General features: G+C 54.0%; 16 protein-coding genes and 1 pseudogene. 15 read left to right on the top strand and 2 right to left on the bottom strand.

Features of this window, described 5'->3' with window-relative positions:
* The first annotated feature begins 83 nt into the window (after positions 1-83).
* The 3 genes and pseudogenes from J4772_RS06260 to J4772_RS06250 all read left to right on the top strand — a co-directional run bounded on the left by J4772_RS06260 (position 84) and on the right by J4772_RS06250 (position 3,953).
* Positions 84-1,223: an SEC-C domain-containing protein gene (locus J4772_RS06260; protein ID WP_209076990.1), complete on the top strand. Its 1,140-nt coding sequence runs from the start codon at positions 84-86 to the stop codon at positions 1,221-1,223.
* 122 nt (positions 1,224-1,345) lie between these two features.
* Positions 1,346-2,320, top strand: a pseudogene (locus tag J4772_RS06255) (replication-associated recombination protein A); the annotation flags it as partial.
* A 334-nt stretch (positions 2,321-2,654) separates the two neighbouring features.
* Positions 2,655-3,953 carry a hemolysin family protein gene (locus J4772_RS06250; protein ID WP_371822826.1) on the top strand — a complete coding sequence of 433 codons (1,299 nt, stop codon included), beginning with the start codon at positions 2,655-2,657 and terminating at the stop codon, positions 3,951-3,953.
* A 71-nt stretch (positions 3,954-4,024) separates the two neighbouring features.
* Here the strand turns inward: J4772_RS06250 and J4772_RS06245 are convergent, their stop codons facing one another.
* Both J4772_RS06245 and J4772_RS06240 read right to left on the bottom strand, forming a co-directional pair.
* On the bottom strand, positions 4,025-5,179 hold the full coding sequence (locus tag J4772_RS06245; protein ID WP_116059081.1) for an MFS transporter: 1,155 nt from the start codon (positions 5,177-5,179) through the stop codon (positions 4,025-4,027).
* A 12-nt stretch (positions 5,180-5,191) separates the two neighbouring features.
* Entirely contained in the window at positions 5,192-6,511 is a 1,320-nt protein-coding gene (locus J4772_RS06240) for a multi antimicrobial extrusion protein MatE (RefSeq protein WP_209074572.1), read from the bottom strand.
* A 190-nt stretch (positions 6,512-6,701) separates the two neighbouring features.
* Between J4772_RS06240 and J4772_RS06235 the strand changes: the two genes are divergently transcribed.
* The 12 genes from J4772_RS06235 (at position 6,702) to J4772_RS06180 (ending at position 19,851) form a co-directional block, all read left to right on the top strand.
* Complete coding sequence (locus J4772_RS06235; protein WP_209076987.1) at positions 6,702-7,046, top strand: hypothetical protein; 345 nt, start codon at positions 6,702-6,704, stop codon at positions 7,044-7,046.
* 22 nt (positions 7,047-7,068) lie between these two features.
* Positions 7,069-8,148 carry a tetraprenyl-beta-curcumene synthase family protein gene (locus tag J4772_RS06230; protein WP_116059078.1) on the top strand — a complete coding sequence of 360 codons (1,080 nt, stop codon included), beginning with the start codon at positions 7,069-7,071 and terminating at the stop codon, positions 8,146-8,148.
* A gap of 30 nt (positions 8,149-8,178) precedes the next feature.
* The gene (gene pfkA, locus J4772_RS06225) at positions 8,179-9,147 is read left to right on the top strand and encodes a 6-phosphofructokinase (protein WP_209074571.1); all 969 of its coding nucleotides are present in this window, start codon (positions 8,179-8,181) and stop codon (positions 9,145-9,147) included.
* Positions 9,148-9,341: 194 nt separating this feature from the next.
* Positions 9,342-10,289 carry a DNA-binding transcriptional repressor DeoR gene (locus tag J4772_RS06220; RefSeq protein ID WP_209074570.1) on the top strand — a complete coding sequence of 316 codons (948 nt, stop codon included), beginning with the start codon at positions 9,342-9,344 and terminating at the stop codon, positions 10,287-10,289.
* 11 nt (positions 10,290-10,300) lie between these two features.
* Entirely contained in the window at positions 10,301-10,972 is a 672-nt protein-coding gene (gene deoC, locus J4772_RS06215; protein WP_209074569.1) for a deoxyribose-phosphate aldolase, read from the top strand.
* 17 nt (positions 10,973-10,989) lie between these two features.
* Positions 10,990-12,300 carry a pyrimidine-nucleoside phosphorylase gene (locus tag J4772_RS06210; RefSeq protein ID WP_209074568.1) on the top strand — a complete coding sequence of 437 codons (1,311 nt, stop codon included), beginning with the start codon at positions 10,990-10,992 and terminating at the stop codon, positions 12,298-12,300.
* Between the two features lie 57 nt (positions 12,301-12,357).
* Positions 12,358-13,179 (top strand): purine-nucleoside phosphorylase, encoded by an 822-nt coding sequence (locus J4772_RS06205; protein WP_209074567.1) that lies wholly within the window; start codon positions 12,358-12,360, stop codon positions 13,177-13,179.
* 39 nt (positions 13,180-13,218) lie between these two features.
* Entirely contained in the window at positions 13,219-14,337 is a 1,119-nt protein-coding gene (locus J4772_RS06200; RefSeq protein ID WP_209074566.1) for a BMP family lipoprotein, read from the top strand.
* A gap of 25 nt (positions 14,338-14,362) precedes the next feature.
* Entirely contained in the window at positions 14,363-15,919 is a 1,557-nt protein-coding gene (locus tag J4772_RS06195) for an ABC transporter ATP-binding protein (RefSeq protein WP_209074565.1), read from the top strand.
* Positions 15,903-16,979: an ABC transporter permease gene (locus J4772_RS06190; RefSeq protein ID WP_209074564.1), complete on the top strand. Its 1,077-nt coding sequence runs from the start codon at positions 15,903-15,905 to the stop codon at positions 16,977-16,979. Before J4772_RS06195 ends, J4772_RS06190 begins: the two co-directional genes overlap by 17 nt.
* Entirely contained in the window at positions 16,980-17,939 is a 960-nt protein-coding gene (locus tag J4772_RS06185; RefSeq protein WP_209074563.1) for an ABC transporter permease, read from the top strand. It begins immediately after the preceding gene.
* A gap of 250 nt (positions 17,940-18,189) precedes the next feature.
* Positions 18,190-19,851, top strand: coding sequence for a DUF6138 family protein (locus tag J4772_RS06180; RefSeq protein WP_209074562.1), 1,662 nt, complete (start codon positions 18,190-18,192; stop codon positions 19,849-19,851).
* Positions 19,852-19,859 lie beyond the last annotated feature (8 nt).

The following is a 19,859-nucleotide window of genomic DNA, read 5'->3' as shown; positions in this document are numbered from 1 at the left end:
AGCCTAGTTTTCATTGGCTAAGATAATAAAATAACGAGGGGAATATTCTCCTTCTGTAGTTGTAGCGCGAAAGGGAGTCATGTATGACAGTAATAAGTCGTAATGAACCATGTCCATGTAATAGCGGACTAAAATATAAGAAGTGTTGCCTTGCTCATGAGGGACAGTTTACCGTATTTGTGGACGAAGCAGGGAATAGCGGGGCAAATTATCTGGACTTAGACCAACCATTCTACATAGTGGGAGGCTGGATAATACCAAATTCCAAAATAGCCGATTCTTCTTTGGTTAGGGAAGTTGCTACTGACCTGCGCGTTGACGGGGAACTTAAGGGAACGAATTTGACTGGAAACAGACGGAATCAAACAAAGTTTAATGAAATGTTTGATACGATGGTAGCAATGGGATGCAAACCAACGATGGTTCTTGCGGAGAAGAAATACTGCATAGCTGCTAAAGTTATTGAGACTTTTCTTGACCCTGCATATAACAATAAAGTGACGAATCGCTATACATATGACAACATAATGAAGAAGGAACTTGCCGAAAAAGTATATAAATTGTCATTTGATACGCTTAAACAATTCGCGCATGCTTACCGATTATTAGAGGTAGAGTTGTTGGAACAAAGTTTATTCGGATTGTGCGAAGAACTCAAAGCCAATCATGAACACGATTTAGCAAATAAATTGTTAGGGGCTACGAATGCAATCGAAGAAATTTGTTCTTTAGAACGAGGGACAAGAGTTGATTTCCTGCCGAATCAGGCAGCTGCCAGTTTAAATGTTCCTGCATTTATTGCATTCGTAAATCACCTTGAAGGGTACGCGAGACTCAATAAATATCGTCTGACAATCGTTCATGATAAGACAAGGGCTTATGAAGAGGGTTACAAAGAAGTTTACAGGCTTTATTCGGAGGCTACTGACTTCCAATATCGGCTTACGGATGGAACCAATATATTGATGGGATTCAATCATTTAAAACAAATCCAATTTCACAATTCGCAAGATAGTCCATGGATTCAGTCAGCCGATGTACTCATTAGTGCATTAAACAGATTTCTGAAATTGTTGTACAATAATCAGGAGGTTAACGATGAACTATTAGCGTTGGGGAGATTTATTAGCCCAGCTGTAATTGATGACGGTATCAAGTTTGGGGATTCCATTTGTTCAAAGGAAACTAGGTCAAAGATTATTAATGCAATCTCAAGTCGTTAAAGTGTTAAAAGTGGCTGATTATATGCATTGAATATTTATGCATTGGTTAGTTTTAGGTGATTTTTTGAATAAGGACATAAGGATAGCGTAGACAATTATGTAGACAGTTGCCACGTAAAAAAATTGACGAGGTGCATAGATTCAACAGCGCCAGGCAGGATGCGCTGCTTCCGGCCGTAGAGCGGGGCATTATCGTTTTCATCGGGGCCACTACGGAAAATCCGTTCCACTCCGTGAACGGAGCCCTGCTCTCCCGCTCGACGCTGTTCCGGCTGGAGCCGCTCACGAAGGAGCATTCGCTTGCGGCAATGCGCAGGGCTTTGGCCGATTCGGCCAAAGGACTTGGCTTTATGAAGCTGCAGGCGGATGAAGAGGCGCTGGAGCATATCGCATCGATGGCTAACGGCGACATACGCCGAGCGCTGACTGCCCTGGAATTGGCCGCGGTGACGACGCCCTCGGAGCTGGACGGAACCGTCCGCGTAACGCTGGATATCGCGGTGGAATCGATTCGCCAACCGTCGGTACAAGCCGACGAATCGACGCAGTACGATGTGCTGTCCGCGTTCCACAAGAGCGTGCGGGGCTCGAGCGATGCGGCCTTGTTCTGGTTTCTATACGCGGTGGAGAAGCTGGGCATGGACCCGATGGTGTTCCTGCGGCGACTGACGGTCGCCTGCAGCGAAGACATCGGATTGGCCAACCCGCAGGCGATGGTACAGGCGGTCAGCGCCATGGAAGCTTATCACCGCATCGGCTGGCCGGAGTCCAAATATATTGTGGCTCAGGCGATTCTGTTCGCCGTGGAGAGTCCGAAATCGAACGCGATCGCCGTGACGATCGGGAAGATGATGACGGCCTTCGATACGATCAGGTCGGCGGAGGTTCCGCTGCACTTGCGGGATGCGCACTACAGCGGGGCCAAGAAGCTCGGCCACGACGGCTACAAGTACCCGCACGATTATCCCGGCCACTACGTCGAACAGAGTTATTTGCCGGACAAGCTGTCTTCCAGCGTTTTTTACGAGGCGACCGAGCAGGGGATGGAAGATAAAATCCGGCAAAATCAGTTAAAGCGCAGAGGAAGACGGGGATAGACGGAGCGATACGCGTACAAATTGGAGATTTTCAGGAAAAAGTGGATTTTGCCTGAAGCAACAAGCTTTTTTCGTTGGAATCGGGGATATCCGGCCTTTACGCCCGAAAAATCGGCATAGGTGGCAGGCTGCGACGAATACAGATGGGTACTACGGCGGTTTACGAGGTCTATCGTCGTTTGACGGAGGGCGAGAAACCGTCTAAGCTTAAGGAATAGAGTTTTCAGCTTTTATACTTTTTATTCGATAAGGAGGTGTACCTGTCCTCTCCGCTTCAGGCGAGGATAGGAAACATTTGGACCCTGACCCCTTTCCGTTAGGCGTGAATTTGCTTTTGATCTTCGTGTTGGTTTTTCTGAACGGCTTCTTCGTAGCTGCCGAGTTCGCCATGGTGAAAGCGCGCGGCTCGAAGATCGATACGTTGGTGCAGGAGGGGCATAAGAGAGCAACTGCGGCTTCTCATCTGATCGGTCATCTGGACGCTTATTTGTCAGCCTGCCAGCTCGGCATTACGCTGACGTCGCTCGGATTGGGCTGGATCGGCGAACCCGCAATCGCCCGCATGCTTGAGCCTATGTTCCAAGCCGTACATCTTAACGAGAATCTGGTTCATCCGCTGTCTTTTATCATCGGTTTTTCGTTTATCACGGTGCTTCATATCGTGCTTGGGGAATTGATGCCGAAATCGGTCGCAATTCGCAAAGCAGAGACGATTACGTTGCTGACGGCCGGTCCGATGATTTTTTTCCGCAAAGTGATGAGCCCGTTCATCTGGCTGCTTAACGGTACCGCAGGCATGCTGCTGAAGCCGTTCGGCATCGATGTCAAGGAGGATACTTCCACCGCGCATACGGAGGAAGAAATCCGGATTCTAGTGCAGGAAAGCCATAAGAGCGGATTAATCGACAATACCGAACTTACGCTAATGGATAATATTTTCGATTTCTCGGAGACGAACGCTCGGGAGATTATGATTCCGCGAACCGAGATGAGCTGCCTTTACGGCAATTTGAGCTTTCAAGAGAACCGAGCGATCGCACTGCGCGAGATGCATACGAGATACCCCGTGTGCGAGAGAGACAAAGACAACATTATCGGCTTTGTGCATATTAAAGATTTGCTGAAGGTGCCGGATAACGCCATCCTGGACATTCGCGATCTGTTGCGGCCGATGACGACTGTGCCCGAGAGTATGCCGATCAGCGCGCTGCTGAAGCTGATGCAGAAGAAGAAGACGCAGATTGCGATTCTGATCGACGAGTACGGCGGAACTTCGGGACTGGTTACATTGGAAGACATTATGGAAGAGATTGTCGGCGAAATTCAGGACGAATTCGACGAGGAGCGCCCCGACGTGGAGCCGCGTGAAGATAATACGTACTCCATCAATGGCATGATGCTTATCGAAGAGGTGAACAGCTTCTTCGGGCTTGATCTGCCCACCGACGATTACGACACGATCGGAGGCTGGATTTATTCTCAGATCGAGAACCCGCCGAAGAAAAACCAATTTGTCGTCGCCGAGGAAGGATTCCGGTTTACGATAGAAGAGACCGACCATCTGCGGATATCCCGAATTCTTGTGCGCAAGGAGACGGATACCGAGTGGGCGACTCAAGCCGAGACGGGCTGATATAAACGATGGAAAGAGGCTGTCCCCCAAGCAGAGTTGCTTGAGGACAGCCTCTTTGATTTGCAAGAAGGTTATCGCCGGCGAACATGAGCGACAAGGAAGCCGATCGTACCGATCAGGGCAAAGACGGCGCCGGTCTGAAAGACGCGCGACAGGCCGAACGAATCGTACAGCCAGCCCCCGAGCGTTCCGGCGATGACGCCGGCCAAACCCGACCAGACGACGGCGAATACCGCCTGGCCTGACGAGCGGTATTCGTCGGGAATAAGCGACTGCAAACCGCGCAGCGCGGTAATGTAGAAGATCGCGAAGGTAATGGCGTGCATCATCTGCAGGGCGACCATCATCCAGGGCTGGTCGGCCAGGCTGAGCAAAGACAGACGAATGACGTAGAACGCGCTGGCGATCGCGAGCAGCGGATATTCGCGGAACCGGTGACCGAACTTGGCGAGCAGGAAAAACATCGGAATTTCGCTGACCGCCGAGGCAAGCGAGGCGTACCCGATGACGGAGTCGTCGGCCCCGATCTCTCGCATCGCTACGGACAGGAAGCCCTCGTTTGTGCGATGGGCTACCGAAATGACCATAATCAATCCGAAGAACACGAGCGTCTCTTTGCGCCGAAGAAGCTCCCATAGCCCGCTGAACTCGAATTTGCGCAGCGTAGCCTGGTAGTCTCCGACGAAGAAGGAGAAGACAAGTGAGACAAGGACAACGCCGAGAATCAGCCCTATCGTCAAGTCCGAACCGAACGTCTTCAGCACATACCCGAATAGGACGGCGCAGACGGCGTAGCCGAGCGAGCCGAACATTCGGATCGAAGGAAAGCTGATCTTCATCCGTTCGGCGGCGAGCAGGGAGACGCTGTCCAGCATCGAGTTGTTCGGCGTCTGAAACAAGTAGAACAGCGCCATAATGCCGGCCATCATGCCGAATTCCTTCTGCGGCAGCAGCAGCGCGAGCGCCAGAATTTGCACGAGATACAGAACGTTTAAGATGCGGGGCAGGTTTTTCGTGCGGTCGCTGATAATGCCGACGACGAGATTGGACACGATGGACAGGAACGGTCCGACCGAGTAGATCGCTCCGATCTGCAGCTTGGAGAAGCCCAGGCTTTCGAAATATAGCGGGAAGTAGGTGATCAGAAGCACCATTCCGGCATAGTTGGCGAATTGGAGAGCGCGCAGCACGAAGAGCTGCCCGCGCATGGCTGAGCTGTTGTTCATGGTTGAAATCTCCTATCCTTGATGTTCGGCGGTCAGCCTGACGCTGCGACGGCTGCGGCGAAAAAGCCACGCCAGGAACAGCACCTCCGCGAAGACTCCGGCGGATTGCGCCATGGAGCCCAGCACGCCGCTCCAAGCAGGCAGCAGCAGCGCGAGCAGTACAATCGTCAGCAAGGTTAACGCCGCGTTCGCGGTTTGCGAGCCGAACATCAGCTTCGTCTCTCCGTGGGCCATGACCACACCGTTTAGCGTGTCCAGCCAAGGGAAGACGAGCACGAACGGCAGGAAGCCGCGCAGGGCGTGAATACAAGCCGTCAGCAATTCGTCCTTTACTCCGAGCGCATGCGAGAACATCCACTCGCCGACCGGCGTAAACGCCATGATCGACAGCAATACGAACGGGATAAAACCGAGCATCAGCGTGAACTTCCGCACAATGTCCGGGTTGGTCTTGACGAACAACAGGGCGATTTGGTGAAAATAAGTAAAAAAGCCGAGCATCAGATTCATCAGACTGCCGGCTACGGCAAACGATGCGACTGCGAGCGTGCCGCGATCGGTCGTGCCGAGCAGGGCGTTCAAGATCGGCAGCACCCAAACGACGATAAAAGAAGAATAGAGAAGCGGGTTGTAAAACTTGGCCACCTGCTTCGGTTCCGTAATCTCGCATTCCTCGTCTTTTTCCGGCAGCTGCTTAACGAGCCTGTTCGCTTCCCACCAACTGACGCCGGCTTCGATCATCATGCCGAATACGAAGATGATCGTTCCTTGCAGCGCGCTGTCGACGCCGACCCGCAGGAAGTATTGGGACAGCAGGAACATGCCGCCGAGCCGGAATACCATCGCGATCGTCAGCCATCTCGTTCTCATTTTATAGATGATAACCCCTTGATAGAGGCAGCGGATACCCGAAAATACCGATAGGAACATCAGGGCGTAATAAGCGTGGATCGCTCCTTCTTCTACGATCGGAGGCGCCCCGAAGGCGCCCCCGAATACCCAATGGCCGACAGGCGTATAAGCGATAAGCGCGCCGAACGCAAGCGATGCTCCGAACACATAGAAGCTGACGCGTCGGACGGCGCGGAAAGAGGTGCGGTCGCGTACGAGCGCCGAGCAAGTCTGACGGAACAGCACGGCCGGCTTCTCCGTAACAATGAGCAGACTCATCGCCAGCGCATATCCGGCCAGCACCATCTCGGGGTTGTCCGATCTGGCCAGCGTTCCATTGATAATGACGTGAGACAGGTTGATCAACAGAGCGGAAATTCCCATCGGGATAAAAAACAGCAAAAGCCGTCTCATCGAGACGGGCTCGTTACTTGGCGGCATAGGGGGCTCCTTCGCGAAGCTCGCTTTCATTTGTCGTGTGTTTGTCGAGATAGGTAGTATTATAGCAGATTGAGAGGAACATTCGGGGATCATTTTCGAAGAATTAGGCTGGATTTCAACTCTGCAAAATGATAAATTAAAGAATAAAGCAAATTTTGAGGCTTTGTCAGACGGAGACCGGGTGATTAAGATGCGGATAGACGAGCGCTGGCTCGAACGCCAGTTTGTTTACAGCGAGCGGCACGACATTGCGCTTCCGTCTCTGGAGACCGACTGGGACGAACTGCCGTTGGCATGCCGAGTCGCGATTTTGTCCAAGTGGGAGATGATTCGGGGGACGATTCCCGACCGGATCAAAAGCTTGGAGGATGTCATTCGAGTGAAGCAGCAGCTGTTGTTCGAGGAAGACGATTTCGCCGAGTCCTGCCTGATCAACGGGGATATCGCCGATCTGGCGAGCAGGATTAACGACCTGAACATCTGGTTCCGCACCCGGCAAGATCTGGAGCCGCATACGAAGCAGCATATCGGTTAAAGCGTTGCGGAGGACCTACGAAATGACCAAAGAAGCGTTGCTGGCGGGCCGTTCACCTCGCGGACCGTTTTCTCTAATGAAAAGAGTGTACAAGTATATTTTGCCGGAGGTCAGAGCCGAGCTCGGGCGCTGGCGAGACAGGGCCGGCGGCATTCCCGACCCGGAGCTGCGCAAGCAGGCTCTGGACAGCATAGCCGGCAAGCAGTTCCACTGCGAGGGCGGGGGCGTATACGCCGCTGCCAATTTAGAAAGTCGCCATGTGCTCATACCGCTGATCGTCGCTCTTCAGACAATCAGCGACTATTTGGACAATCTGTGCGACCGCAGCACTTCGCTTGATCCGAACGATTTTCGCCTGCTGCACCAGAGCATGCTTGACGCGGTCACCCCGGGAGCTGCCCTGCGCAACTATTACGCTTTGCGAGACGAGCAGGACGACGGGGGATACTTGGCGGCGCTCGTTGAGGAATGTCAGCGCCGGACTGCGCAATTACCCGCCTACGCTAAGGTACAACCGTTCGTGGCCGAGCTGGTGCAGCTGTACGGAGATCTTCAAGTATACAAGCATATTGATCCGGCCAAGCGCGAGGGTCAATTGCTCGCTTGGTGGGACAAGCACGCGGCGCTCTATCCCGAGCTGCAGTGGAATGAGTTTGCGGCAGCGACGGGGTCGACGCTTGGCATGTTTATGCTGTTTCTTGCAGCCAGCGATCCACAGCTGGAAGAGCGTCAGGCGAAGGAAATCCGTATCCGGTATTTCCCGTCCATCTGCGGTCTGCACATTTTGCTCGATTATTTGATCGATCAGGCGGAGGACAGGGAAGGCGGAGATTTGAACTTCTGCAGCTATTATGCCGACCAGTCAATGCTTAACGGACGGATGGAGCGTATGGTTAAAGCCGCAAGATCGGCCGCCGAAGGGCTGCCTTTCGGGCATTTTCACCGGATGATCGTAGAAGGGCTTGTCGCGCTGTATTTGTCCGATCCTAAAGTGCGGGATCAGCAGGATGTTCGGAAGACCGCCAGACTGCTCATGAAGGGCAGCCCATGGACGAGGGTGTTTTTCTGGCTGAACAGCCATTGGATAAGAAAGGCGATGTAAGGTTAAGAATGACGAGGAGGAATTTGACAGATGAGTGCAGTTAAGAAGATCGCGGTATTGACGAGCGGCGGAGATTCGCAAGGGATGAACGCGGCGGTTAGAGCTGTCGTGAGAAGCGCATTGTACCGCGGCATTGAAGTTTACGGCATCCAGCGCGGCTACCAGGGGCTGCTTAATCAAGATTTGAGACCGATGGATCTGCGCAGCGTGGGCGACATTATTCAGCGCGGCGGCACCATTCTTCAGACGGCTCGCTGTAAGGAGTTCATGACGGCGGAGGGTCAGCAGCGCGGAGCGGAAGTGCTGCGCGAGCAGGGCATCGACGGCTTGATCGTCATCGGCGGCGACGGCTCGTATCACGGAGCGAACAAGCTGAGCAGGCTGGGCATTAAGACGATGGGATTGCCGGGCACGATCGACAACGACATTGCGTTCACCGATTTCACGATCGGCTTCGATACGGCGGTCAGCATCGTCGTGGAAGCGATCAACAAGCTGCGCGACACGATGACCTCGCACGAGAGATCGTCCGTCGTCGAGGTAATGGGACGCCACTGCGGCGACATCGCTCTGTATGCCGGCCTTGCCAGCGGCGCGGAAGCGATACTCGTTCCCGAGGTTCCGTTCGATCTCAAGGAAATTTCGCTTCGCATGAAGGACAACTTCCAGAAGGGCAAGCGTCACGGCATCGTTGTTGTCGCAGAGGGCGCCGGCACCGGCGAAGAGGTCGCCAAGAACATTATCGAATACAGCGGCATCGAGCCTCGCGTAACCGTGCTTGGACATATTCAGCGTGGCGGTACGCCAACGCACAACGACCGCATTTTGGCGAGCCGACTGGCCGATTATGCCGTGCAGCGCCTGATCGAAGGGGATTCCGCCAAAGGGATCGGCATCATCAAGGGCGAATTCGTGGCGACGGATATCGACAAAGTCGTCTCTACGAAGAAGACGTTTAATCTGGATTTGTACAATTTGGCATTGCGTCTGGCGCAATAAGGCGCGACTTCATAAAAGAATACGACAAGACGGTGTAAGCCGCTCCTCCGCCGACGGGGGCAGCGGCTTTTTTTAGTATGTATTTTGACCTAGCGCGGAATGCTTATATCCATTATAATATCGAATGAGAGAACATAATTTCAGGTGAAATGAACAAAATTTCAAAATCAGCTCTGCGAATGGTGTGAATTGCGTTGGATAACGACAAGATCAGGAAAGTCGTGGAAGCCGCTAAACTATACTATCAGCTGGATTACAGCCAAAATCAAATCGCCGACGCTCTAGGGGTATCCCGCCCGACCGTGTCGCGGCTTCTTCAGCAGGCGAAGGCGGAAGGCGTCGTTACGATCGAGATCAAAGATCCGACGGAAGATGTCGAAGTGCTGCGTTGTATGTTGAGAGAACGCTTTCAGCTCAAAAATGTCGTCGTCGCCTTTACACCGACTTATGACGACAGCGTCGTGAAGCGATATATCGGCCAAGCCGCCGCAGCCTACATTATGGAACTTGTCAAAGACGGGGATACGATCGGGGCGTCCTGGGGTTCCACCATGTACCAGGTGGCGCTTCATATGAAAACAAAGTCTCTGAACAACTCGTTTGTCGTTCAGTTAAACGGAGGCGTCAGCGACGCGGACATTCTGATCTCGCCTTCGGAGATCGTTCATTTGTTCGGCAAGGCGTTTAACGTTACTCCTTATTTCATGTATTTGCCCGCGATCGTCGATCACATTCTCGTTAAGCAGGCGATGCTGACCGATCGGCATATTCGCAGAGTCATGGACATGGGGCAAAGCGCCAATGTCGCCGTGTTCACGGCAGGAGCCCCAACGCCGGATTCGGTGCTGATCAATTCAAACTACATGCGCAGCGAAGAATTGGAGACGATTAAGACAAGGGCGGTCGGCGATATTTGCTCGCGCTATTACGACGCGGACGGAGAAATCTGCCTGCCGAGTCTGAACGAGAGGACGGTCGGCATCGAGCTGGCGGATCTTCGTACGAAGGAGCACGCCATACTCGTGGCCGGAGGGGCCTCCAAGGTGAACGCCATTTACGGCGCGTTGCGCGGAAAATACGGCAATACGCTGGTGACGGATCAAATTACGGCGAAGGCTTTGCTTAAAAAATCAGACCTATAGGAGAGTTGAATATGACCCCTGAACAAATTGCAGCTGCAATCGACCATACGCTGTTGTCGGCGACAAGCACGGAAGAGGAGATTGTCCGTATTTGCGCAGAGGCGAAAAGGTACGGATTTGCGACCGTGTGCGTCAACCCGTATTGGGTTCCAGCGGCGGCGCTGGAGCTGGCCGGCAGCAAGGTCGGCGTGACGACGGTCATCGGTTTTCCTCTTGGCGCCAGTCGAACGGAGATTAAAGCTGCGGAAGCCGCGGACGCGATCGGGGCCGGAGCGACCGAGATCGATATGGTATTGAACGTCGGAGCGTTGAAATCCGGACAAGAGGCTGCCGTTAAGCGCGACATCGAGCAAGTCGTAGAGGCTTGCAAAGGCAAAGCGGCCGTGAAGGTAATCATCGAAACCTGTTATTTGACCGATGAAGAGAAGAGAAGGGCATCGCTGCTTTGCAAAGAGGCGGGAGCCGACTTCGTCAAGACGTCGACGGGCTTCGGTACGGGCGGTGCGACCGTGGAGGATATTGCGCTTATTCGCAGCGTTGTAGGACCGGAGCTCGGAATTAAAGCTTCCGGAGGAGTAAGGAATCTCGAGACGGCACTCCAACTGATCGAGGCCGGAGCAACGAGGCTGGGAGCGAGCTCCTCGATTGCGATCGTCACGGGCGGAACGAACGAAGGGTACTGAGGAGAGGGGGGCTCTCTATGAGAACCGTTGATTTAATTACGAAAAAGAGAGACGGCGGCGAGCTGTCGGAAGCCGAAATTCGCTTCTTGATCCAAGGGTATACGGACGGTTCGATTCCCGATTATCAGATGTCGGCGATGGCCATGGCGATTTTCTTTCGCGGCATGACGCCGGAGGAAAGAGCGAATCTGACGATGGCAATGGTCGAATCGGGAGAGACAATCGATCTGTCGGCTATCTCGGGCGTCAAGGTGGACAAGCACAGCACAGGAGGCGTAGGCGATACGACAACGCTGGTGCTGGCGCCGCTTGTCGCCTCCATTGGCGTTCCTGTAGCGAAGATGTCGGGACGGGGACTCGGCCATACGGGAGGAACGATCGACAAGCTGGAGTCGATCCCGGGCTTTCACGTGGAAATCGGCAACGACGAGTTTATCGAGCTGGTTAATCGCAACGGCGTCGCCGTTATCGGCCAAAGCGCCAACTTGACGCCTGCGGACAAGAAGTTGTATGGACTTAGAGACGTGACCGGCACGGTGAATTCGATCCCGCTCATTGCCAGTTCAATCATGAGCAAGAAAATCGCTTCGGGAGCGGACGCCATCGTACTCGACGTCAAGACGGGCGACGGCGCGTTCATGAAGGAAATGTCGGAGGCCCAAGAGCTGGCTGCTTGCATGGTCGATATCGGCGGCCGCGTCGGAAGGAAGACGGTCGCGGTGCTGTCCGACATGAGCCAGCCTCTAGGCAACGCGATCGGCAACGCCTTGGAAGTCAAGGAGGCGATCGACACGCTTAGGGGACAAGGCCCTAGCGATCTCACGGAGCTGTGCCTGACGCTTGGCAGCCATATGGCGGTCCTGTCCGGCGCCGCCTCCGGCAAGGAAGAGGCACGAGCGTTATTGGAGCAGGCTATCGAAAGCGGCAAGGCGCTGGAGAAGTTCAAAACGTTCCTGGCGTCGCAAGGAGGCGATGCCACGGTTGTGGACGAGCCCGAACGGCTGCCGACCGCCAAGCGTCTGATCGAGGTTCCGGCCAAGGATTCCGGCTTCGTGGCTTCGATCGCTGCCGAGCAAATGGGCTTGGCGGCAATGCTGCTTGGGGCCGGGCGCGCGACGAAGGAGTCGCCGATCGATCTATCGGTCGGCATCGTGCTGCGCAAGAAAATCGGGGATGCGGTACAGGCGGGCGAGCCTCTCGCAGTCGTCCATGCCAACGAAGTCGGCGTGGAGGAAGCGATAGCGCGAATCTATGAGTCGATCGCAATTCAACCCGAAGCGGTAAGGCCACCCTCGCTCATCGTCGGTGAAGTGCACGCGAATGCGTAACGACGTTAAAGCGATTGGCGATAGGGGTTATACTTTATTAAAGGGGGTGAAATAAAAATGGGCCAGTTGCTGCAAAGAATGAATGAAGCGACAATGCATATTCAAGCTTTGATCTCTAGCCAGCCGCGCATCGGACTGATTCTCGGTTCCGGATTAGGCGAGCTTGCCGACGACATTGAGGACGCCGTCCGGATTCCTTACGAGTCGATTCCCCATTTTCCGGTATCGACGGTCGAAGGTCATGCGGGGCAGCTCGTAATTGGCCGACTCCATGATCAGACGGTTATTGCTATGCAGGGGCGGTTTCACTATTACGAAGGCTATACGATGCAGGAGGTAACCTTTCCGGTTCGCGTCATGAAGGCGCTCGGAGTCGATCATCTCATCGTAACCAACGCTTGCGGGGGAATGAACCCGGAATTCGAACCGGGAGATCTGATGCTGATCCGGGATCATCTTAACATGACCGGAGCGAACCCGCTCATCGGCGAGAATGAATCCACGTTAGGCCCGAGATTCCCGGACATGAGCCGAGCGTATACACCAGATTTGCTCGAGCTTGTCCGCGAAACGGCGCAATCGCTAGGAATTAACGTCAAACAGGGCGTATACGCGGGAATTACCGGTCCGTCCTACATGACTCCGGCCGAATTGACGATGCTTCGTTTGATGGGCGGAGACGCGGTAGGCATGTCCACCGTGCCGGAAGCGATCGTCGCCAGCCATATGTCGATGAAGGTCATCGGAATTTCCTGCGTGACGGACATGGCAATCGGCGAACATCTGGAGCCGCTCAGCCACGAGCAGGTGATCGAAGTCGCTAACCGAACGAAGCCGAGGTTTATCTCGCTGGTGAAGGCGGTTGTTCAGCGGCTGTAGAACGGGATCCGACAATCTTACTTTAAGGAGAACAATAACATGAACAAAACGACTAAGCTTCTGACCGGAATTATGCTGGTCGCTTCCTTGACCTTGACGGCATGCGGAGCAAAAAACAACAACGGCGGCGGAGCGGCAAGCCCGAGCGCTTCCCCTAGCGAGTCGCCAAGCGCGTCTCCCAGCGCGTCGCCGACTGCAAGCGAGAGCGCGTCTCCGAGCGAGACGATAGACGGCAAAGGCTTTAAGTTCGCGATGGTTACCGACGTTGGCGGCGTAAACGACAAATCGTTTAACCAAAGCGCATGGGAAGGCTTGAAAACGCTGGAGACCGAGACAGGCGCGTCGGTCAAATACCAGGAGAGCAAAGAAGCGACAAACTACTTGACGAATTTGAACAAGTTCGTGCGCGAAGACTACAACCTCACGTGGGGAATCGGATTTTTGCTCGGCGATGCGGTAAAGGACGCAGCAAGCAAAAACCCGGATGCACACTTGGCGATCATCGACAGCGTTGTCGAAGCTCCTAACGTGGCGTCGATTACATTCGCCGAAAATGAAGGCTCGTTCCTGGTCGGCGTAGTTGCGGGCTTGATGACGAAATCGAATAAGATCGGCTTCGTTGGCGGCATCGACATTCCGGTCATCAAACGCTTCGAGCTCGGCTTCGTAGCTGGCGTAGCTGCGGTTAATCCGGATGCGAAAGTGGAGATTAACTATACGGGCGCATTCGACAAAGCGGACTTGGGTAAAGCGGCAGCAGCCTCGCTCTACAATGCCGGCGCGGACATCATTTTCCATGCGGCAGGCGGCACAGGCAACGGCGTCTTCAACGAAGCGAAGGAACGCAACAAGAGTGCGGCTGCGGACAAGAAAGTATGGGTTATCGGCGTAGACAAGGACCAATCGCTCGAATTCGGCGACGACGTTACGCTGACATCTATGTTGAAGCGTGTCGACAAAGCGGTATATAGCGTGTCCAGAGATATGATCGAAGGCAAATTCCCTGCCGGTCAAGTCACGACGCTCGGTCTCAAAGACGATGCGGTAGGCCTGCCTGAAACTTCCAAGACAAACGTTCCTCAGGACGTACTGGACAAGGTCGAAGAGTATAAGCAAAAAATCGTTAGCGGCGAAATTACGGTACCGACTGCCCAGTAATTATTAACCGATAAAGGGTGCGACTATGGAACAGGCGAAAACAGTCGTAGAAATGCGTAACATTACGAAACGTTTCCCCGGCATCGTCGCCAATGACAGCGTCAACTTCAAGCTGAGGAAGGGCGAGATTCACGCCCTCCTCGGCGAGAACGGCGCGGGCAAATCGACGCTTATGAACGTTCTGTTCGGGCTGTATCAGCCGGAAGAAGGGGAGATCTTCGTCAATGGACAGCAAGTCGTCATAGACGGGCCCAACAAAGCGATTAAACTGGGCATCGGGATGGTGCATCAGCATTTTAAGCTTGTGCACCCTTTTACCGTCACTGAGAACATCATTCTCGGAAGCGAGCCCCGGAAGTGGATGGGACTTGCGGTAGACAAGAAACAGGCCTACGAGAAAGTAAATCAGTTATCGAAACAGTACGGTTTAAATGTGGATCCTTATGCGAAGATTGATGAAATATCGGTTGGGATGCAACAGCGGGTCGAAATTTTGAAGACGCTTTATCGTGGAGCGGACATTCTTATCTTCGATGAGCCGACGGCCGTGCTGACGCCGCAGGAGATCGGCGAATTGCTCGTCATTATGCGCAATCTTGTCGGGCAGGGCAAGTCGATCGTGCTCATCACTCACAAACTCAAGGAAATTATGGCGATTGCCGACAGCGTGACGATCGTGCGTCGAGGCAAAGTCATTGACAGCTTGCCGGTTGCAGGCACTAATCCGAATCAGTTGGCCGAGAAAATGGTCGGTCGGGAAGTGTCGCTTAAGCTCGACAAAAAGGTTGCCGTGCTCGGCGAGCCGATATTGGAAGTCGATAACCTCGTCGTTAAAGGACGCCAAGGCCTTAACGCGCTGAACGGAACGTCGTTCGTGCTGAGGCGCGGCGAGATTCTGGGGATCGCGGGAGTCGAAGGAAACGGCCAGAGCGAGCTGATCGAGGCGCTGACGGGACTCCGTCCAGTCTCGAGCGGATCGATCAAGGTCGCAGGCGCGGACGTTGTCGGCGAGAAGCCTCGGGCCATATCCGAGGCGGGCATTTCCCTGATTCCGGAGGATCGGCATAAACACGGGCTCGTGCTCGATTTTCCCGTCCGGGACAACATGGTGCTCGAAACGTATTACCAGCCTCAATTCAACAAGCGGGGATTCCTCGATTACGAAGCGATCGGCAAACACGCCGAACGTCTGGTCAAAGACTTTGACGTGCGGACACCGTCTATTATGACGGATGCGCGCGCATTGTCCGGCGGCAACCAGCAGAAGGCGATCATCGCCAGGGAAGTCGACAAGAATCCCGAGGTCCTCATTGCGGCGCAGCCGACTCGCGGACTGGACGTAGGCGCTATCGAATTTATCCATAAGCGGCTCGTGGAGCAGCGCAATATGGGCAAAGCGGTGCTGCTCGTCTCGTATGAGTTGGATGAAATTATGCAGCTATCGGATCGTATCGCGGTCATTTACGAGGGTCGTATCGTCGGGGAAGTCAAGCCTTCCGAGACGAACGATCAGGAGCTCGGCCTGATGATGACGGATTTCAAGCAGAAGCAAGGGGGGGCGGGCAATGAACAAGCTGATTAAGGTGGTTACGAAAGATTCTGCGCTTGTCCCCTTTGTCGCCATCTTGCTCGGTTTGCTTGTCGGAGCGATTATAATGCTGATCGGCGGCTACGATCCGATTCTTGCTTACCGCTCCTTGCTGGAGACGGTGTTCGGCAACCGCTACGACTTCGGCGAGACGCTAACGGCAATTACCCCGGTTCTGTTCACCGGGCTTGCGGTCGCGTTCGCTTTCCGTACGGGACTGTTCAATATCGGCGCCGAAGGCCAATACATCATGGGGATGACCGGCGCGACCGTCATCGGCGTCACCGTGCACCTCCCCTGGTACCTTCATGCGCCGCTGGCCGTTATCGTCGGCGCGCTGGTAGGCGGACTATGGGGCATGATCGCCGGTTATCTGAAAGCGGCTCGAGGTGTGAACGAGGTCATTACGACGATCATGCTGAACTGGATCGCGCTGCATCTGGCGAACTATATTGTGAGACGTTTCCTGCTCGAACCGGGCAAGGGCAGATCGTATATGGTGGACGATACGGCTTCCGCGACGATCGACTGGCTGTCCCGGTTTATGGACGACGCGCGCATGCATTGGGGAACGGCTTTTGCGCTGCTCGGCGTCATTTTCTTCTATTATTTCCTGTGGCGCACGAAGCAAGGCTTCGAGCTTAGAGTGGTCGGTTCGAATCCCGATGCGGCCAATTATGCGGGCATCAGCGTAAACAAGGGCGTCGTTAAGGCGATGTTCATCTCCGGAGCGCTCGCGGGTTTGGCGGGCGTGTTCCAGGTGCTTGGCGTATTCCACAACCAGGTCATCTCCGCAGGTCATACCGGACACGGCTTCGACGGCATCGCCGTTGCCTTGCTCGGAGGCAACAATCCGCTGGGCGTATTGCTGGGCGCGATTTTGTTCGGAGTTCTGTCGTATGGCGCCGCCGGCATGAGCTTCGGAGCGGACGTACCCCCGGAAATTATCCGCATCGTCATCGGCTCGGTCATTTTCTTCGTTGCCGCTCCAGGCATTATCCGCTGGCTGCTGAAGCGGATATCCGGGAAGAAACGCAAAGAGGAGGCGATCTAGATGGATGCGGCAACGATTGGGCATATGCTGAATACCGCTTTCGTGTTCTCGACCGCGTTGATCTTGGCTGCGCTTGGCGGTATTCTCTCCGAGCGCTCGGGCGTCGTGAACATCGGGCTGGAAGGGTTGATGACCGCTGGAGCGTTCGCGGCGGCTGTCGCGGCCTACAAGGCGCAGGAAGCCGGCTACGGAGGTGCGTCTCCGTGGATCGGCGTTATCGCCGGTGCGATCTTCGGGGTGCTGTTCGCCCTCATTCACGCAGTGGCGACGATTACGTTCAGGGCCGATCAGGTCGTCAGCGGAATTGTCATCAACTTTATCGCGGGCGGCTCGACCTTGTATCTTGTCAAACTGCTGTTCGAAGGAGCCGGAGAAACCACGCTCGTCAACGAGGTGTTTCATAAGGTGAAAATTCCGGTGCTGTCGGATATTCCGATTATCGGAGACGGTTTGTTTAACGCTTATCCGACGACGTATTTGGCGATAATTCTTGTCGGAGCAATATACTACATGCTGTACAGAACGGCGTTTGGCCTACGGCTGCGTTCCGTCGGCGAGCATCCGAGCGCGGCCGATACGGTCGGGATCAAGGTGCTGCGCATGCGGTACACGGCCGTGTTGTTGAGCGGCGTGCTGGCCGGCATTGGCGGAGCTACGATCGCGATGACGACAACGGGCTCGTTCTCGCACAATACAATTTCCGGACAAGGGTTCATCGCATTGGCCGCGGTTATTTTCGGCAAATGGAACCCGCTCGGAGCGATGGGGGCGGCGTTGTTCTTCGGCTTCGCGCAATCGATCAACAACGTGCTGCAGTTGTTCGACTTCACTTCGCACATTCCGTCGGAGTTTATTTACATGCTGCCCTATGTGCTGACCATTTTGGTACTTGTCGGCGCGGTAGGGCGCGCGAGAGCTCCCGGAGCCTTGGGCGAACCGTATTATCAGGGCAAGCGATAGCGATATTGATCAAGAACGCAGGAGGGTCGCCGACACGGCGGCCCTCTTGGCATATATGAAAATGATCCTATAAGCCGAAAAGCCTAAAAAGCAAAATGAGTCCTATTCCCGTTAAAGAGCTGGTGTAAAACTGGTAACATAACATACGGAGAGGATCGAGCAGAATTGGTCGTAAAAACAATCATATAGGAACGGGTCTCTCGCTAAAACGGCAGTTTCGGCGGGAGGTTTTCTCAAAGGAGGAGCTACGATGGAGCAGCATGCCGAGCATTTCATCGCGGACGTATGGGGCAAGCTGGATACGGTTTATCAACTGGAAAGCCAAAGATTAAACGACGTCAAAGATTGGAGCCGTCTGCAGGCAGGGGTGTTCAATTATTTAAGGGTGTCGTGGAAAAAAGGGAAAAGCCGACATAAAGCTCTTTACATCGATATCTATGAGCCGTTTAGCTGGAGCGACGACTCCTATGAAGCGGAAGCCGGGCCCTACATAGAGGAAATTACGGAAGCGGCCCAGGTGGAGCAGCTTTTCTCGGCTTTATGTATCCGAATGGATCAGCTGTTTCAATCCGAGCAGTATGGACCCCGATTTTTTGATTATCACTTTCAGGTGATAATGGAATTCGAGATCGACGGAGGCCTGATAAACTATCAAGAGGAGCTGATGAACGAGCGCAAGCTGGAACAATCGAAGCAAGAGCTGTCCTCATTTATTGAAAAAAAAGTGATGGCGGAGCTGCCGATGCGTCCAAGTGAAAAGGATGAGTTTTTCTTTGCCCAGCGTTTGATCGATCCCCATTTCTTTAACCAGTCGGAAGAGGAAATCGATCCGCTCATTAGCCGCCTGCTGGACAAGCATCGTGCCAACAAAAAACGTTATGACCAGTGGATCTACGATTATACGAGAGCGCTTAAGAACTGGGCAGAGGAGCTTTTTTTAACGCAGCATTTCGAAAAAACGGGGGAGTACTCAAGGGAATGGGCGCTAAAGGAAGGGAGCGCACATCGACCGCCTGCCCGGGAGCAGCTGGATTTCTTTGTCTATGCGGCGCTGCAAGTAGGGCAAAAGGAACCGAATACCCGTCGGCAGTATCTTGAGCTTGCCAAACTGCTTGGCTCGCAGAAGGCTGCCGATTATTTGCTCCAAGGGAGCGGTCTTTACGAAAGCAAGCGCACAACCGAGGCGTTCCAAGGAACGGCCAACGATGTTTTGCAGACGATAGAAATTCGCATCGTGAAGGAAAGCGAGTCGGCTTACCGCGATGCGCTGAGTTACTTGATCGACCTTTTGACAAAGGGCTTTCCAAAGGGCTATCACCTGACGTTAAAAAGCAAAGCGAAAAATCTTTTGCCCGTTAAAAATTTGGCGAAATCAAAGCTGCATCAGTTTTTTGCGAATGGTTTCGAGTATCCCGCCCTGTTCTCATTGATCGCGGAGTATGCGCAAGCGGCCATGGAGGAATATGCGTGGTACGGAGACGTAGAGCCGAGCGAAAAATCGGCTATGCCCGGAACCTATGCGGTGTTCGGGTTAGGGCTTTACAGCACCGACTATTTTCCGCTCGTTGAAAGCTATATGGCGCTTGTCGATGCAGAGCATCAGTCCGTGCAGGACCATTATGCCGAGGCCCTCATAGAGGCGCATGGCCTATCGCCAGAGTTGATGCCCGTGCTTGTCGCCGTTCTGCTCGCCTCCAACGAATCGGCGAAGCCGCTGAAGGAGCTGGCGTTATACGAGCCGGACCTACTGTCCGCGCTTATTAGGGAGTTGGAAAATATAGAGGACTATCAGCGCGAAGTTGTTTTGTATCGGATTTTCGGAGGCGCCAAAAAGCTGAAGCAGCGCATTAAAAAAGAACCAGCGCCAATAAAAGAGGCGCTGGAGCACTTATTGCTATGGATGAATGAATAGAGTGCAGC

It is taken from the genome of Cohnella sp. LGH (assembly GCF_017671885.1).
Lineage (GTDB): Bacteria > Bacillota > Bacilli > Paenibacillales > Paenibacillaceae > Cohnella > Cohnella phaseoli.
Note: the sequence above shows the minus strand (reverse complement) of the source record. Positions and strands in the feature narration are given on the sequence as shown.